Origin of the sequence: Rubripirellula obstinata, from assembly GCF_001642955.1 — a bacterium.
Classification (GTDB): Bacteria; Planctomycetota; Planctomycetia; order Pirellulales; family Pirellulaceae; genus Rubripirellula; species Rubripirellula obstinata.
In genome coordinates this window covers 21938-38696 of the sequence record NZ_LWSK01000032.1, presented here as the reverse complement: position 1 = coordinate 38696, position 16759 = coordinate 21938, and the positions used below count along the sequence as shown (strand labels likewise).

The 16759-nt window shown below is 53.9% G+C and carries 10 protein-coding genes; 4 read left to right on the top strand and 6 right to left on the bottom strand.

From position 1 onward, the window contains the following. Positions 1–334 precede the first annotated feature (334 nt). The 6 genes from RC85_RS10350 to RC85_RS10320 form a co-directional block, all read right to left on the bottom strand. Positions 335–1921, bottom strand: a complete 1587-nt coding sequence (locus RC85_RS10350; protein WP_068262111.1) for a GH39 family glycosyl hydrolase — start codon at positions 1919–1921, stop codon at positions 335–337. A gap of 1206 nt (positions 1922–3127) precedes the next feature. Beyond that, on the bottom strand, positions 3128–3385 hold the full coding sequence (locus RC85_RS10340) for a hypothetical protein (RefSeq protein ID WP_149752670.1): 258 nt from the start codon (positions 3383–3385) through the stop codon (positions 3128–3130). A gap of 392 nt (positions 3386–3777) precedes the next feature. Continuing rightward, positions 3778–7002, bottom strand: coding sequence for a sulfatase-like hydrolase/transferase (locus RC85_RS10335; protein ID WP_068262102.1), 3225 nt, complete (start codon positions 7000–7002; stop codon positions 3778–3780). A gap of 163 nt (positions 7003–7165) precedes the next feature. Continuing rightward, positions 7166–7966, bottom strand: coding sequence for a PEP-CTERM sorting domain-containing protein (locus RC85_RS10330; protein WP_160148087.1), 801 nt, complete (start codon positions 7964–7966; stop codon positions 7166–7168). Positions 7967–8385: 419 nt separating this feature from the next. Next, the gene (locus RC85_RS10325; protein ID WP_068262138.1) at positions 8386–9036 is read right to left on the bottom strand and encodes a response regulator; all 651 of its coding nucleotides are present in this window, start codon (positions 9034–9036) and stop codon (positions 8386–8388) included. Positions 9037–9043: 7 nt separating this feature from the next. Next, positions 9044–11329, bottom strand: coding sequence for a sensor histidine kinase (locus RC85_RS10320; protein ID WP_160148086.1), 2286 nt, complete (start codon positions 11327–11329; stop codon positions 9044–9046). 583 nt (positions 11330–11912) lie between these two features. Between RC85_RS10320 and RC85_RS10310 the strand changes: the two genes are divergently transcribed. The 4 genes from RC85_RS10310 to RC85_RS10300 all read left to right on the top strand — a co-directional run bounded on the left by RC85_RS10310 (position 11913) and on the right by RC85_RS10300 (position 16748). Beyond that, entirely contained in the window at positions 11913–13193 is a 1281-nt protein-coding gene (locus RC85_RS10310) for a DUF1559 domain-containing protein (RefSeq protein ID WP_068262093.1), read from the top strand. A gap of 126 nt (positions 13194–13319) precedes the next feature. Further along, positions 13320–13481 carry a hypothetical protein gene (locus RC85_RS26790; protein ID WP_157593911.1) on the top strand — a complete coding sequence of 54 codons (162 nt, stop codon included), beginning with the start codon at positions 13320–13322 and terminating at the stop codon, positions 13479–13481. Between the two features lie 594 nt (positions 13482–14075). Then, positions 14076–15491, top strand: a complete 1416-nt coding sequence (locus RC85_RS10305; protein ID WP_068262091.1) for a sulfatase-like hydrolase/transferase — start codon at positions 14076–14078, stop codon at positions 15489–15491. 42 nt (positions 15492–15533) lie between these two features. Further along, complete coding sequence (locus RC85_RS10300) at positions 15534–16748, top strand: sulfatase/phosphatase domain-containing protein (protein WP_068262084.1); 1215 nt, start codon at positions 15534–15536, stop codon at positions 16746–16748. Positions 16749–16759 lie beyond the last annotated feature (11 nt).

Here is a 16759-nt window from a genome sequence, read left to right as displayed (position 1 = left end):
CCTTGCAAGTTGATTATCGCGTTGATTGGTTTCATAAGTTTCATGCTCGAATGCTGATTGCTCAGTCGTTTGAATCGTTGATTGGTTGGATGTTACTGATTAGGAAAACGTCGTCTTGGTAATCGTTATTGTAAGCTTCTTTAAAGCAAAACAAGAACTCGTTCTTGAACAGTTCGCTTTGAATTAAGGGTAGCGAAACTCGCCAAGGGTTTCGGAAATCTTAGGGAACGCCGAAAGTCTTGGCGACTTTCGCTACCACCCAAACCTAAAATTAAACCCGGATGAAGCGTTAGGCGATCGGCAGATGACTTCTTACCTGCCGTCATGGATCTTGTCATTTCAATTGCATCATCTCGATTTTCTCGAACGAAAAAAGTGGAAGTTGGGTGTCAATGACAATGACGGATCCGGGGCGACCGTCAGCAGTCGGACGCGTCTTGATGAATTTTGTTTTTGTCCAGCTTGGCAGACTCGAAGAGCGATAACTTGCCCAAGCGGCTTTTCCAGCATCGTTAAGAGAGTCGTTGGCGTTTCCGTATTTACTGCCGCCCTTTTTAAGCCAGGACGAACTCGATCGATGCTGCATGAAGGAGCTGAATTGATGATGTTCGCCAGTTATTAGTACTTTGCGAAACGCAATCCTTGTCCCGACCGGGAACTCGGTTGTCAGCGTTAGGTTGACTTCTTGGAAATCATTGGCTTCGAGATCGGCTGGGTTGTAGTAGTAGAGCAGTGCGTCGATCGATTCGTTGGAGGCTCCCTTAGCGACGATCGCGCCAACGTGCTTCGCTGCACTCGACTTTCTGCCTTTGATCTTTGCATCGAAGCGAGTCTTTCCGATCATTCCTTGAAAGACCTTCGTGGGCCATGCCGGCTCGCTATCAGTCCGGTTTCCCCACTGGAAGATCTGGCTGACTCCGTGAGTATAAAAATGGTCCGTTAGCGCGACCTTGAATGTGTCCGCTTGAACAGAATCGGAGCTGGACAGAGGGTCCATGCTCGTGATCACGCTGAACTCTTCCAAATCGATGACCGTACCGGGCAACCACTTTGGATGGTTGATGAGCGGTTCGAAGAGAGTGGCGTACTTTGTCTTCGGATCGCGTTGCTCAGCGATTTTGATGTTTGGATAGTCCGAGATGCCCCAAAAGTCATAGCGGATTTTATTGTCGTGGCAGTATTCGATGATTCCATTGGCGAAAGACTTGATCTGTTCCCCTTTGTAGTTCCCCGATTTATCTTTCACGTAAACGAAATCCGGCGGACGCGTGTGGAGACCGACGATCGCGTCTGGCATGACCGAGCGGATTGCTGTGACCGTGTTGGCAAAGTGTTCGATGAAGTCTTTTTCGGTTCCAAACCAATGGTCCGGCGTCTCGATTTCTGACCCCACTCGGAATCGCCAATTCTGGACAGTCTTTTTGCCGTAGACCTCGATCAAATGTCGCATCAGCGCCTTGATGAAATCCGCCCACGCCTCCTTGTCCGAAGGTGGCAATGAATTTCCGTAGTGCGATACTCGCTCGTTTTCGCGAAAGTTGATCCCATCCCTTTTTCCTTCCGGGATGAACTTATAGTCACGGTGAAAGCACCAGGGTGGTTGGTCGAGCACGATCTGGTGGATCTGCGTGCCGCCCTTTCCGATGCGGTTGATGCGATCTACCAATCGGTCGAAATGGTAAACGTATCGTTGCCGCCGTTGGTCGTAGGTGCAGATGTCGAACTTAAAATTGGGTCGCTTTGATTGTTTTCGGTTCTTGTCTTTATGGACGATTCCGCCGAGCATTCGCACGGTATTGACCTTCATCCCAGCACGAACGTTGGCTCCATTTTTCGGACTGATTCGGTTGGCAACGTTCCACATGTCGAACAAGCGTTCACCAGCGGTTTCTGCCGCGGTGAAGTCGACGGTAACAACCACGGGGCGCTCAATGGCGGCGCATGTGCTTACCCCAGCCAGAAAAACAAGGGCAGGAAGCGTGAGCCTGCGGCCTATCACACTCATTGGAATGGGGCACCAACCTGTGTTCCAAATGCTCCTCGGAAAGCGGCAAAGTCGGTGAGGCCAAGTTCACCATCGCGATCGGTTTTCAAACCAGCGACCGAATCTGTTTTAACGAAGATGCTTCAAAGGAGGGCAAAACGAATTGACAGCGAGTTGGCCGCCAAAGCGGAATGACCAGATCGCTATACTAAGTGTTACCCAAACTGCCCAAATCTCACCCGTCTGTCCACGCGATTTCTCGGATTTCAACCAAACTGGGAAGTTATTCCGGGACGGTTCCCAAAGTAGGCCGTAGCGAGTGGAGCGAGTTACGGCAGGGCTTCAATCGGGTACAGCTAATCATGGACTGAACCCTGGCGGGATCAGCTACGGGAAAACCGGGAAGCTATTCCGGGACTGTTCCTAAAGTAGGCCGTAGCGAGTGGAGCGAGTTACGGCAGGGGCTCAAATGCCGTAACTCGCTCCACTCGCTACGGCCTACAAAAACCATTGGCGATTTGTGTTCCTGTACCCACTTGTCTCTCACTGAACCCTGGCGGGATCAGCTACGGGAAAACCGGGAAGCTGTTTCGGGACAGTTCCCAAGGGGCACTCGTCGCGGGAAACGCGGGATCCCGTTTGTTGTTCGCGTTGTTGGCAATGTGAAGCCACTCAAGAACCTCGGTCATGCTCGCAGCGGTGACGGCATTCGTCAAAATCCTTCGGTAGCGCTACGGTTTAGTCCGTCGCGTCCTGCCACCTTTCTGGCCGTGAGGCCTTCGGGCAATGCGGTAGGCCCGGCCGCTCACGCGTCGCGGCTCACTTTAATCGACAAGCCGTGAAATGTCCGATCGCATTAGAGGTTCGTGTGTAAGACATCGGATCATTGATGGGATATCGTTTTGCGAATCCCAAAATGAAGTTGCACCGGACCGATCAGCCCGGACTCAACCAAGGGCGAATCCTGGTCGTAGAACCGGGCGGTGGCGAATGATCTTCGCTTGGTTGTCGGCCGAGGTTTTCCGTTCCTTAACCAACCAGGATCTTTTTCAATCAAATGCTCTGTCGGATTACGACCCGCCATGTAACGGTCAGTCGCCGGATACTATTCGTCGCCAATCATGCGGTTCACCCACAGATTGGTCACCCGCACTTCAAGCTGATTGCTCTTACCTTTGAGCTGTCCTGATAGATCGAGTTTATAAGGCGGCTTCCATAATCTTGATAGAACTGCAAACCGTGGTTCACCAGCGCGGGTACGTCGTTCTTTTCCAGGTTGTACCAAGGTGCTGCTGGTGGGATTCCTTTCTCGGATGCCGCTTTCCAATCGGCATCCGAATAGTCCGGCGACATCCAGACGCCCATTGATTTGCGAGCGTCGTACTTCACATGGAACTGCACAATGTTCTTGCCCGTATCACCGCTGTACTACGCATAGGGGGGATCCGCTTTGACCTTCCAACTGCGATCAAAAGTCAGTTTCTTCTTGCATTCGCGATGACTTTTTTGCGGCACCTCGTTTAAATCAAATTCTTTGCGGAAGGCCACCCATGTGTTGGCCGGACCATCTTCCGCCTGCCAAATCCATTAAGCCTGCCAATCCACCGAAGCGTCGTTCGCGGCGACTCCCATCGAAAACAGAAAAGTCGATGTGGCGAAAACCAGCAATCTGGCCATTAGACATTCGCTCGTGGAACAAATCAGTTCGGGGGCGTTTGGAAATGACTTCTGTGGCGGCTGATTGGGTCTCGTCCGCGCCCTTTGCGCGTGTAGGTTCGATGCTGGGATTTCGATCAACGGCGTCGGCGTCGAAGCGTAAACGCCCCCGCCATCAACAAGAAAGCAAAGCTAGAGGGTTCGGGAATTACAATGGGAACGCCCACCTGGTACGTGGATGTCGGAATTTCAATGAGCTGAAAGTAATCCACCAGCCCGGCAAGATCCGTTGAACCGGGAAGGGTGAAGCTACCCAGATTGATTCCGCCAATGTCCGGGTTGCCATCGGTAAAGATGAACTGATGCTGGCTGACACCATCGGCCAACAAATCAATCAGCCATTGGCTACCTGCCAGCGACTCATCGTGGTCGCGAGTATCCAAAACGAGGGTTAAGGTCGCAAAGCTATCGAAATAGGTCAGGTCGTCTATTGAAAACAACTCCGAACCTTCGCCACCGGTGCCGCCATCGGGGAAACCGTGCAGCGTCAAATCATCTAGTGAGGCATCGTTGCGTAGGCGTGCCCATGCGACGCCATCCGCGGAAGGGTCGATACCTGCTTCGGAACCCTCTTGGAAACCGAATGACACCCACGACAGGCTGTTGTTGGTGGCCGCCGGTGACAGGGCCGTCCGCAGTTCGTAACGCTTGTCGTCCTCCGGTGTAAACGGCAGCACTGCCATGGTCCGCCCGGCGATCTCGCCGTTGTTGTTGACAAATTGCGGGCCGACTTCCCACTGGTTCAAAGCGACAACATCATCGATGACGTCGGGGGTGGTCCCCTGAATCGAGCTTGCTGATCCGTTGAATTCGTGGCTGTAAATCGTCGTGGGACGGTTAGTTGCGTACCAGTCGTTGACTTCCTGGGTCATGCTGGCGACCCGATCCGCATTGGCACCGACGTTTGCAAGGTTGTTTAAACCATCGGGATCAGCGGCCAAGTTATACAATTCTGCGGAACCGGTTTTGGGGACCACCAGCTTCCAATCTCCTTCGGTCATCCATCGCCACCGCAGGGTATCTTCGGGCGATCCTACACGGTACTGGTTGTTGACATACACTTCCTGATCATGGTGATAGATATCCCCGAACACTTTCTCGCGGCGATGCGTCGCCAGGTTGACGCCTTCCATGCGCTCGGTCGGAGCCAACCCCGCGGCGGCCAGGATGGTCGGCGCGATATCGATGCTGCTGGCTAGCGACGTGTCGGCGAGCTTCGCTTCCAACGATCGCGCATCCAGGATCTGGTCTTTCCACGAGATCAGAATCGGCGTTCGAATCCCCGCCTCATTTGGTCCTCGTTTTCCATTGTCTCCTGGCAATTCCCCTTGGCGATTAGGATCCTGATCCCAACCGTTGTCCGCCACGTAGACGTACATGGTATTGTCGTCAACGTTGTTTCCACGGGCATCGGTCTTGCCTTGAATGTGGGATCGGATGCGGCCAACGGAATCATCCAGCGCGTCAATGTTGGCGTAGTAGTTAGCCTCGTGAGTGGTCAACTGGCCGCTGGCAACCAGCGGGTCATATCGGTCCCGATAGTTCGCATGGGGGTTGTGAGGCGTGTGCGGCAGGAAGGGTGCATAGAACGCGAAAAACGGATTGTCGTCAGCCACCGCACGATCAACGAAATTCGTCACTTCGGACACATCCGAACTCTGGCCGCCGCCGGGGCGTCCGATTGCAATGTTGTCTTGATGTCGGTCGCTATCTCGAACAAACCCCTCGGTGAAACCTGACCTTCGATAATCGCCTTCCCACAGTTTTCCGGTTTGCTGGCTGACGTAGCCGGCCGACGCCAACATCTTTGGAAGCGTCGCATCGTGTTGGATGTTTCGACGGATGATTCGATTGTCGACCGAATTTGGATAGCTGTTATTTAAGTTGAGGGGATCGCTATCCCGACGGGTGTTTGGATCGTTCCCGTAAACTCCATTCTGAACGCCGTACATTCCAGTCAACATCGTTACCAAAGAAGGGCGGCACAACGACATTGGCACGTAGCCGCGATTGAACATCAAGCCTTCACGGGCCAAGGTGTCAATATTGGGAGTGTTTACAAAGTTATTTTCGCCGGTGTACGAATAGTCGCGCCAATGGTGATCGTCAGAAACAATCACAACAATGTTGGGGCTGCTGCTTTGTGCATCGGCCATGGAAGCAAAAAATGGCAACGCAAGAATGGCCAATAGCGAAGCCAGCAATCTTTTGCTTTTGGCAAACCCCGCATTGTGTCGGCTGGCCCCCGCGCGTCCGCTGTCTTCTTCACTTGCTGAATCATGACGTCCTGGCCGCACTCGCCGGCGAATCAATCCTGCGGCAAACAGCAACGCCAGCCCCAAGGCGGATCCGGGCTCGGGCACGCTGGTTGCGATCAACGAGGAAATCACGGCTTGACTCGCCTGTGTCAGTGGCCCCGTGTAATGGATTTGCCAGACTTCCAGATCGCCGAAGACAAACGTCGTTCCATAACCCGCACGAATGGTTTCTAGATCACCGAGGTCGACCAGGCGATCACCGTTGTAATCCCCGGGGATCAGAATTCCCGTGTTGCCGTCAAGCATGCCCCCGTCGGCCACGGTCTCTAGCTCAGAAATGCTCAATACCCGACCGTACAGTCTTACATCATCAATGCTTCCGTCGAAGTATCCACCGGGGTTCCCTCGCCCGATTCTCAGTTCGCCAGTGGAGGCGGCAGGCGCACTATTGGTCGTCGAGATTGATGCGGCGGGCTGGGTCACGTCGTCTAGGAAGAGGCGCTGCTGATTGGCCGTGCCGTCAAAAGTCGCGGCCAAAAAATACCAAGTGGATGCATCTAATTGTCCCGCGCCCGTTAACGGGATATCGGCATTGCTACCGTTGTCGTTGTTGTTGGTTACGTTGAAACGCAAGGGCGACCCGCCGGGTTGAATTCGCGTGTAATAGACTTCGTTAGGCGAGCCAGCGCTGCCAATTTTTCTAAGCAGATGCTGCGCGCCGCTCGCGCCCGGCTGTTCGCTCTTAAACCAACTGGTGATGGTGAATTGCCCACCCAGATCAAGCAGCGAGCTGTGAGGGACAGCAACGTAATCGTCGATTCCGTCCAACGCCAAAACGCCAGTGCTTCGATTAGGATCTGAAACACCTGCAGCCGCACCGCCCAACAAGGATCCGTTGAGTCCATTGCCAGAACTGTCGCTGGCGTCGTTATCAAACGTCCAACGCGCGATCAGGTCCGCTTGCGCGAAATCCGAACCGCCCAGAACCACGACTAGGCATCCGATTACCAAACCGACGGGGCTGACCAAGGAACGAGCAAGCATCTTTTTCCATCCAAAATGTAAAGTCATTGCGATCCCGCATCAGAGCGGGCAGTGAGAACACGCATAGGCCCTTCCCCGTGAAAACCGAATTCATCAACCGGTCAAAGGGAACAGAAAAACCCGGCCGCATAATGCGGCCGGGTTCGTTGCTAGAGAATCAAAATTAGGCGTTTCGCTTTCTGCGACGCGCCATCGCACCTAGGCTGACCACCGACAAAAGCGCCAGCGATGTCGGTTCCGGAATAACGGTGGCGGTACCGAAAACATCGATTTCCGAGTAACCAACGCCATTGTTTTCCTGAGCGGGGAAGTTGAAACGAATTCCAGCGACACCCGTCGCAGTGAGACCCGAGATGTTCATGATCGCCTGGGTTGTGCCGGCTGGCGGATCGTACGCTGCTGGCGCAATCAGATCTTGATCGAAGACCGTCGGAGATCCGACCAAGGAGTAATCGATATCAACGTTGATCTCGTTACGCCCGTCACCCGTTCCCCAATTGCTATACAGGTCGATTCCGGTGATGTCGAAACCCAAAGCAGCCGAGCTCAAGTCAAACGTGTACTCGATGTACTCGTCAGTTTGGAATACTGCGGTACCTCGGCTCGTAGCAGCCTCGTTTCCCCAAATGCCATCGGAAAGCATGGCCGCATTCGACAAGCCGGTCGCGGTGACATGTGCCGCCAGAGTAGTTCCGCCAGAGTTGGTCAGAGAGGTTCCGTCATTCCCCAGCCATGAGGCATTGATGCCGTTGCCTGCGGTAATAGTGTTGGCGATCGTACCGCCTGTGAAGGCTAGGTTACCCTCGGTTCCTTCACCCGCCGCCAGCGAGGTCTGCAGTAGATCAATGCTAGAAACCGTCGGACCGGGCATGTCTGACGGGGCGCTGGTCACAATGGTTTGGGCATTGACTGCCGTGGCGCTCATCGCCAGCAAAACTAAAAATCCTGATAAGAATCGCTTCATTCTTGTACTCCTTAAACTGGGTGTAAAAACTAGTCGCATTAGCTTTCGCTAACGTTTAAGGCCCGGGCAAACTAACGAAGCAACCTCAGACCCCAGGGTGGAGTTGCAACACCAACCGCTTTCAGCGCGAAAGACAATTCGTTGTCACCAAACCAACCTCAATTCCTCTCGAAATCCTAGTGCTGGCCATCAACGGGAATTGACTGAGGCCTCTAAGGCCACCAAGACCACCTAAGAACCGTTTAAGGTAGTAGCCGTGTTTGGGCGAAACTATTGTCCGATAGGCCAGTGTTTTGGAAATCTAAGCAGTTTCTGACACCTCTCGGTGAACGCCGGTGCGTATTCACTCTCCTTCCGGGAGAAACAGACGATCGGTTCATGTCACCAAACGAAATACAGCGGATTGATTCCTGGATCGTTTAGGGGCGAAGTAAACCGCGTTCGAATCCTTTCGCGACTGCTTCGGCTCGATCCTGAGCCTCCAGTTTTTCCATGATGGCTGCGACGTGTGCTTTAGCCGTTCGTGCAGTAATACGAAGCTCGTTTCCGATTGCGGGATTGCTCATCCCATGGCGAAGCAGATGCAGAACTTCCAATTCGCGAGGCGTCAGATGAGCCTGACGGGATTCCACTTCCAAGCGGCGTTTGAGATCTTCGTCCAACGCCTGTTCTCCGTTTAGGACCGTCTTAATGGCAGCGATCAGTTCAGCGGGCAACGCGGTCTTGCTGACGAAGCCGCTGGCACCTGCGTGAATGGCTTCGTCGATCTCAGCGATCATCTCGGTCGAGCTAAGCATCAAAATTTTGGCCGCCGGGTCGTGATCCCTGATCCGTCGCAAGCACTCGATACCACTGATCCCCGGCATCATGACATCGAGCAACGCAATGTCAGGCGAATGAGCTTTGTAGTGTTCGAGTGCCAAGTCGCTATTGTCCGCTTGAGCAACGACAACGAATTCCGGACGTGAATTGAGCATATTGGCTAGTCCCGCCCGCATGACCGCATGGTCGTCGACTAATAACAATCGTTGCGGAGGATGAGCAGCAGGAAGATTTGGGGCGGACTTCATCATAAGGTCAAGCTATCTCTGAATCGAACTGATGAGTGGGGACTTCGCCCGTCACGGTCGTCCCATGACCGACCTGACTGTCGATGACCAGCGTGCCGCCGAGTCGTTCAATGCGGTGGATCATTCCTTCGATGCCGAAGTGTCCGTCTTTTGACCTGCGCCGCTTGTCCACATCAAAGCCACCGCCGTTGTCCCGAACGCAAACCCGAACAGACTCACATTTAGCAACCTTTACCATCTCGACTTCGATCTTGCTGGCGTCCGCATGTTTGACGCAATTGTGAATGGCTTCTCTAACGAACAAGAGCAAATTGCCGGCGATATGCTCAGCCAGCGGAGGAAAATCGTCGGAGCTACGAACGTGGACTTTGAGCGGATATCCACTGGTGATTCGCCCGGCCGCGAAACGCACCGCATCAGGAAGCGTATCTTCATCATTCGGGAGGCTATTGAGCGCCCAGACTGTATCGCGAAGATCGTCCTGTCCATGCTGAATCATTTTTCGCGCTGTCTGCAGCGAAGCGTCGATCTGCTTTGGGTCTTGACCTTCGTGCTGGGCACAGGTTTCCACTTGGTAGGCGATACCCGCCATGGTTTGCAATAAGGTGTCATGCAAGTTGGCGGCCAATCGGGTTCGCTCTCGCATGGCACCCTGGAATTCAATCGCTGCATCGCGCCGATCCTTCATCTCGCGGGTCAACTGACCGGTACGCTGTTTCAGCGCGCGTCGCAATGCGAACGCCCAAGCGAAGGCCGCCAAGGAAATGAACGCAACCAAGGTGAACGCGGTCAACGCACGCGGTCCGGTCCACCATGGTGGAAGGCTAAGCACAGTGATGTCGTCGTCGGAACGAAGCAGCAAGTCCAACTGATACGGCATCGCAAAATTCGAGTTTGCAGCAGGCGCGTCGTTAAATTTCACAGCAGGCGCGTCGTACAATAATCGAGCAACGCCGGTCAGCCGTAGCTTTGTTTGGGGGCGAATTTCCTCGGAGGCGGCGAAAAGGTAAGCGGTGGTAATCGAATCGCCACAATCAATCGCAAGGCGATGGGGCTGCGGTGCCCTCGCGACTTGGAAATTCAATAACACCCCTTCGATCGACACCAGCCGACCATCGAGCCGACCATCCATATCACGTTGCTTTGACGAATTCCATTTTGCTTTTTTGTGGTCGATCAAGATCTCGTCAAAGGAAATTGGCTGCGGTTCGATGCGGGCCTCACCTTGCAATCGCCGAATGAGTCCGCCAGACAACCCCGCTTGGTACTGGCTGGTATCGATAAAGCCTGTGACGTCCACCCGTTCGCCAACTTGAATCGATTCGTCGCTTTGATTCAGGGTGATCCTGACGGCAGTATTTTCTGACTGCACGTACATCGTCTGTTGATTGTTAAACGTGACCGTTCCTCTAATACGGCGGCGGTGCAGTGGACGACCGTCGGGATGAAAGGCGTCGACCTGCTTGATCGGCACCAGGTCAACCGAGAACGGATCGGCAGGTGCCGCTTGAAGGACGACGAAGTCATCATGCTGATTGACAATCAGTCGGGGGCAGACAAATTCTGCCCGCCAGTTGCGAGACGTTCCGGCGAGTCCCGTGACGCGAACCTTAGCATCTAGTAGTCGATCAGGGGCGTAACGAGGTTGTTTAGGCAACCACGTCAAGAAGTGGCCGACACCCGTTTCAATTCGGAACAAGTAACCTCGACGATTTTCTTTTGTCAAGTTTTGCACCACGCCATTGACCGTTACCCTTCGCAGCGCACTGCCACCCCTTAAGAAGGTGCGAAGGCTCGCACGCTCGGCAGGCGGTAAGCTCCCGCTTCCTTCGAATTTGATCGAGCGAGGAATAACGACTGGGGCGAAACCACCCTCACCCAAATCACCGAAGATCTCGACACGCTGACCATATTGAATTTTCGGTAACACCTCTTTGGAGTCAACTAGAATTCCTTCTCGCATCGCTTGGATGACCTGCACCCAAATCCCACCGGTCGCGTCCTCGATGCAAAAGTGCCTGGGGGAATTGTGTTCGGGGGGCGTGGCAGCGATTCCCTCCCCGACTGAAGAAACGGTACCAACAATACGAATCGGGGGCCGAAGAGCGGCTTCGTCGCGAGGGGTTGCGATCAGCTCACCGATAGACTGGACTTCCAACGCATCCTTGTGCACCCCGTCTGTCCGGGCACTGACCACCGTCTGGGCACTGACCACTGTCTGGGCACTGGCCACCGTCGCGAGCATGATGACCAAAATGAACGGTGCGGCTTGGATAAGAGCGGTCTTGCTCACCAGGCGCGAACGTTCGTGCACAAGCAATCCTAGCAATTGTAAAGTCATCATTCGGCCTCGCCTGATACCGTCGCCCCAGCCGGGATGATGCTAGTTAGGGAGCAACCCGAACCCTAACCATAACCCGAATTTTAACTCGCGATACTGTCCGATTGGCCAATAGTAATGCGGACGCGGCTCCCTTGTATGCTCAAGAAGGCTTGATCGGATTCGGCCCAAACGAGTGAAGTTGTCGTGAGTCAATGACTCGAAACATTTTAAGTCTGTTTCGGCGAGGTGTGTTCCATGACGACCGGGCTAGGGACGACCGGACCAGGGACCACCGGGCCAGGCATTTTTCGTTTGCTGAAACGGAATTCGCTTTTGCTCTGCTGGGGTGCTGTTGGAGACTCGCATTTCAAGGCGCCTGTGCACGAAAAACACCCGTTGGAGAGACGCATTTTTTCGGCCAGGAAGAAGGTTGATATCTCCAAGACACTGGCCTATCGGACAATAGTGGTGCCCAACCCCGCCTTCTAAAATCCCTGGGGTAAGCGGTTCCCAATTAGCGGATTCCAATTTCTCTTTTCTTAAAGGTTTAGTGATGATCGTTCGATCGAACCGGCGAGGCTTTACACTCGTCGAACTTCTTGTTGTGATTGCCATTATTGGCGTCTTGGTGGGACTACTGCTGCCTGCAGTGCAGGCGGCTCGTGAAGCTGCTCGCCGCATGAGCTGCAGTAACAACTTCAAGCAAATCGGTCTGGGAGTTCACAACTACCATTCTGCCTTCAAGCAAATGCCGCTTCATGGCGGTGGTTCCAGTGGTCCGAACCGAACCATCTCAAGGGGTGCGTCCCCGGCAAATGCCGTTCGCAGCTACAATCTGACCGAAGCCAGTTGGTTGGTCGGGCTGACGCCTTTCTTCGAGCAGCAGGCTGTTTGGGAGCAGATCAGCAATCCATTGGGCTTCAGCGCTACTCAGTCGTTTCCACCGATGGGCCCCAACCCAGGAAGACGCCTGGCGGATCACAATGTTGTTCAGTACGACCCGTGGTTAACCAACATTCCAACTTTGCGTTGCCCCAGCGATCCAGGTGTCGGCCTGCCTTCGCAAGGGCGAACCAATTACGCCGCGTGTATCGGTGACTCGGCCTACTTCCAGCGAGAGGGGTTTCTTGGCGACGATGGGACGATACGGACTAACAGACGCGGTGGTGCCTTGACAGAAGCCGAGGCTAGCCAGCGACTTCGGGCTGGCAGTCGTGGAGCGTTCATGCAGCGATATGAGACCAAATTCCGCGACATCCTCGATGGTTTGTCGAACACGATCATGGCGGGGGAAATCGCAACGGACTTGGGTGACCAGGATATCCGTACGAGTGCTCAAAGGAACACTGCGGGGAACAATAATGAGACAGGGGGCAGTGCGTTTGGCCAGGCAGGAGACAACTTGAGTTGTCAGTCGCTGATTGACCCTCTAAGACCGCAGTTCTGGTTGGCGGCTGCGACAGGCACCGCGATTTTCCCCGGTAGCGTTGGAACGCCTGCTGAACACGGTCGCGGTTTCAAGTGGGCATACCACCGCGGGCTTTTCGGGAGCGTCACCACGATTTCTCCTCCTAACCGCGATCTTTGCCTTGGATGGAACACTCTTTCGCCAGCATTGCTGCCGCCAAGTAGTCGCCACCAAGGTGGAGTTCACGTCTTAATGGGTGATGGAGCCGTGAAGTTTGTGACTGACTCGATCGAGGCGGGAGATCAAACAAGCCCTCAAGTCGGAAGCGAAGCTGGATTCTTGCCAGCCGGTTCGGCGAGCCCTTACGGGTTGTGGGGTGCATTGGGCACACGTGCTGCCAAGGAAGTGATCGACGAAGAGCTGTAATTCTCAGCTAGCGTTCACGTTTAATCGCGGTGCGTCGGATGGTTCGCCGCGATTTTTAGTTTGATTGGGTTGCCTGGTTCTTCTGGGCGACCGTCCGTTTTAATTTTTTTAATCTAAAGGTTTTCGATGGCTCGACAATTATTGGTCCTGATCACTTTGTCGTTCTCGATGACGCTGCTCGGTTGCGGCGGCTCGAGTTCCCCAGAGGTAAATACCACCAAGGATGAATTGGCAAAGTGGAACGAACAGAACCCTGCGCCTCCGGTAGAAGGTGAAGATGACCTCTAGTTCATGATTGAAATGGTGCCTGGACTCCAACTTCGGTAACTCTTCGTTACCCACGTTCGCGAGCTTGCATCCGCCACCTAGCATCATTGGCGTAGTGGATCTTGCCAAAGATCTCCAGCATGGGATCTTTAGCAGACGCGCCCGACAAAAGTCCGAACAGGCAAAATATGGTTTCCTTCACAACCCGACGCGTTCGTTTTGAAGTTGCATTTTTCGAGAGTGCCGGAGGCACGATAGCACCTAGCCTGGGGCGTCAGCCCCAGGTTTTTCCGGACAAGCATCACAGAAGCCCCGAAGGGGCGACAGCGATCAACCATTCGGGAAATGTGTCGCCCCTCCGGGGCTTTGCAGAAATGCGGTATTCGATTTCCTGGGGCTGACGCCCCAGGCTAAGTGCTGCCGCCACTTCGTGGCTAGAAAGGCGCAACTTCAACATACGAGCGAGGGACAGATAAGAGTCCCTCGCTCACGCTTCGGGTTACTTTTGTCGGGCGCGTCTTAGCAAGATCCACTACGGTTAATTCATTACTTGTTGATCACACGCTGCCGTCTCTGGCTACTCTCTGTTTTTCAATTCACCCCACAGCTCTCACCATGAACAGTAACACCGAGTCCCTCATCTTCTTCTGTGGCCGTCGGCTTTCGGCGATTGCTGCGATCGTGGTCATCGCTATCAGTTGCCTAGGCATTCCTGTGAAGGCCGCCGAGGCGGAGAACTCCGATCGCCCCAACATTGTCCTAATCATTTCAGATGATCAGGCTTGGACGGACTACGGATTTATGGGGCATGACGACATCGAAACACCCAGTCTCGATGCGCTAGCACGACGAAGTGCTGTGTTCAAACGAGGCTATGTTCCAACAGCACTTTGTCGCCCGTCTCTGGCGACATTGCTGACGGGTCATTACGCGTCGACCAACCATGTCACCGGGAACGACCCGTCGCCCAAGTACGCTGCCAAAGGCTCCGAGCTCTACAGGCAACGCTGTGCAGAACTGATCGCCAAGACGGATGCATTTGACCTGCTTCCAGAAGTGCTCGGGCGGCAAGGCTACCTATCGCATCAGAGCGGGAAGCTCTGGGAGGGGAGTTACCAGCGTTGTGGATTTACCCATGGAATGACACGAGGTTATCCAGAGAAAGGCGGGCGGCACGGTGATGATGGGCTGAAGATCGGCCGGGAAGGGCTGGAGCCAATCGTTGACTTCTTGGATATCGCCGAGCAGCAGGAAAAGCCGTTCTTTCTTTGGTATGCACCGTTTCTACCACACTCGCCTCACAATCCTCCCAAGCGACTGCTGGATAAGTACGCGGCGAAAGTCGAGTCACCTTCGGTCGCAAAATACTATGCGATGTGTGAATGGTTCGACGAAACCTGCGGGCAGTTGATCACGGAGATCGACCGTCGGGGAATGACGCAGGACACTCTGTTTGTCTACGTCTGTGACAACGGCTGGATTCAAAACCCGCAATCTGGAACCTTCGCAAACCGTTCCAAGCAATCGGCCAACGAAGGTGGTGTTCGCACTCCGATCATGTACAGTTGGCCTGGGAAGATTTCACAACAGGAACGTCCTGAGTTGGCGACAAGTTTAGACATTTATCCAACGATCTTGGCAGCGGCGGGTGTGGAACCGCCAAACAACTTGCCAGGATTGAATTTGTTGCCTCCGCTAACCAATGCGACTCCAATCCAACGCGAGCATGTTTTTGGCGAGGCGCTCGCGCATGATATCGCTGACCTGGATGATCCATCGCGATCATTGTTGTACCAGTGGGTGATTCGGGATAACCACAAGTTGCTGCTTCGTCGCGATGGTGAAGCCAATCGCTATGCAGGGCGACACCCCGCGACTCCCGAAGTGCAATTGTACGATCTTTCGGTGGACCCAACTGAAGATGAAAATTTAGCGGCAAAAATGCCCGAGAAGGTCAGCGAGTTAACCAAACTGATCGACAATTGGCATCCCGCTGAACACCCCGCCGGTTCGGCCAGCATTGGCAACTAGTGCTGCGACTAACTTTAGTCTTAGTTCGACTTTCGCACTTTTGTGAGACTCGAATCGCTTGCGATTCGCTTTAAGGACACACGAACGGTTTGTCACTATCTGAAAGATCTGGACTATGACGTGATCCTGTGTGGCAAGTCTCACGTCAATCCCCGCAGTGCGTTTCCATGGACGATCGAAATGCATTCAAAGAAACCTGCCGGTGATCCCAAGATGTACACGAAGCCGGCAACGCCTCTGGATCAGTTAGAAGCGTATTTCGCGGGCGGTAGCCCAAACAACCAGCGACCTTTTTGTGTCATGGTCACCAGCTACTATCCACACGGCGAACACCCGAAACAAACGACGCTCACCGAGGACTCAGTGGCAATCACTCGCTTTCAAGAAGACTCTCCGCGAACTCGCGCATCGGAGGCTCAATTCAATCAGGCGGTCAAGAATAGCGATGAGGAGTTTGAGCGAGCGCTTGCATTGTTGGATAAGTACGATTTGGCCGATAACACGGTGGTCATCTACGCGTCGGATCACGGGCGGTTTGGGAAGTGGTCCGTTTACGATCGTGGTTTGAGCGTTCCCTTTGTCGTTCGTTGGCCCGGCGTGGTTGAGCCGGGAACTCGATCCGATGCACTTGTCTCGTTTGCCGATGTTTTGCCAACGATGATGGAGATCGCGGGTGCAAAACCTGACTCGGATTTTGACGGCAAGAGCCTGCAATCATTGCTAAAGGGACAGACCGACTCACACCATCAATACGTCTATAGTGTGATGACGAACCAGGCCATCATCAACGCTCATGTTTTCCCCGGCCGAATGATTCGATCCAAACAATACAAGTACACTCGAAACTACAACGCGATGGAAGTTGTCCAGCGCAAGGAGAAAGCGGGCGAAGCGTTGACCGCGTTTCTAAGAATGGGTGCCGAGCAGCATCCCAACGTTCCGGAAGAAGAACTGTTCGATATGATCAAAGACCCGCACGAACAAAACAACCTTGCGGCTGATCCTGCGTATCGTGAAATCAAGTCAGAGCTAAAGCAGAAGCTACAGCAGTGGCTTGTCACGCAAAACGACTTCTTGAAAGACGAGGGCAGCATGCCTTTCTTGGCGACGCATAAGCATTTTAGGTTGGACTTGCTAAATCACCCAAAGAACAAGGTGACGCTGCCGCGCGAGTTAAAAAATTCTCTTAATGGATATGATTTCTATCAACACCGAAACGAGTCGCGCCAGAAAGAATCCAACCGGGGCCGCGAATAGTCACCCGAATG